This window comes from Geobacillus sp. YHL, assembly GCF_022341265.1.
Lineage (GTDB): Bacteria > Bacillota > Bacilli > Bacillales > Anoxybacillaceae > Geobacillus > Geobacillus thermoleovorans.
This window is the reverse complement of record NZ_JAEIGB010000047.1, coordinates 1-1,233: the sequence shown is the minus strand read 5'-3', so window position 1 is coordinate 1,233 and position 1,233 is coordinate 1. Positions and strand designations below refer to the sequence as shown.

The window sequence follows — 1,233 nt, the reverse complement described above, 5'->3', positions numbered from 1 at the left end:
CCTCCTGGGTTTGTTTGTGTCGCTACTCACATTCTACAGGAAAGGTGCTCTTTTTTCTATACCCTTTGGATTTTATTGGATAATCAACACGCCTGAAAATAATACTATTTTTCTAAGAGAGTTTAATGAGTTTGTAGCCAAACACCCAAGATTAGAATCGGTCATTGTCCCGATTGGTGATGGTTTAACGATTGCAAGGGTATTATAAATTGAGAATTGGAAGATGGTAACAGATTTACTCCCATTCGTCTCCCATGGAAGAACCAATTACATTCCATCGTCTATGGTGAAGAGAAAGGGTGATTATTTTGTCTTTTAGGGAGCAATTTGTAAATATTGACGGACAATGGGCTTACATTGGGCAACCCAAAAAGTCGAATGGTTATGGCGTTATTTTTTTAGGTGGGTCTATTGCCTTTGTGTCAAACAATAGTAGCGACTGGCATGAAGATTTAAATAAAAAAGCATTATTTAACTCTTTATTGGAAGAGGGGTACACAATCGGTTATTCCAATGCTCATGGGGCGAATTTTGGAAATGATAAAGCCCTACAAGACATTAAAAATTTACATAAATATATGGTTAAAGAAACAGGAATTAATTTCTTCGTTCATTTGTTTGCGATTAGCATGGGAAGTCTGCTCGCTTTAAGGTTAATGAGAAACGTTGATTTTGTTCAATCAGTTGCATTTTCACAGCCACTTTTAAACGTAAAAGAACAAAGAAAATACGAAAATGATTATATTAAAAGGAATAATTTAGACATGGATGACCCAATGGGACATGCAATTGCTTTATCTCACGAAATTGATTATAGTACCGTAGACGCATATATTGATAAAACGTTTGCTCTTGAAAAGCTTGCATTAGCTCCTATTCCGTGTAAAATTTGGCACGGCACGGGAGATGAAAATGTTCCTGTTGAAATCAATGCATTGCCGTTCGTGGAGTTAAGAATTAAACACAAATTACAAATTGCTTTAGAAGTTACTCCTGGAGTAGGACACGATAAAAACGGTGCTTGTTATTCAGACCATAAAGGTATTATTCAATTTTTCCATCAAAACGAAAAATAGAAACAATTTTCCTTCGACTAACGAGTGCCATGCTTAAAACTCATAAAGAGTATTTATATACCCGTGGTGCTAGTTGAGCTTTAGCGCTCAACTAGCCCAAGTGTAACCAGGGAATAAGCTAACAATATACCGTCTAGTGCCACTTCAAATCCGATAA

Annotated in this window: 1 protein-coding gene and 1 pseudogene; both read left to right on the top strand. The window is 36.2% G+C overall.

Going from position 1 to position 1,233, the window contains the following annotated elements:
* A pseudogene (locus JCR24_RS17435) lies at positions 1 to 208 on the top strand (hypothetical protein); the annotation flags it as partial.
* A gap of 91 nt (positions 209 to 299) precedes the next feature.
* On the top strand, positions 300 to 1,076 hold the full coding sequence (locus JCR24_RS17430; protein ID WP_238981101.1) for an alpha/beta hydrolase family protein: 777 nt from the start codon (positions 300 to 302) through the stop codon (positions 1,074 to 1,076).
* Positions 1,077 to 1,233 lie beyond the last annotated feature (157 nt).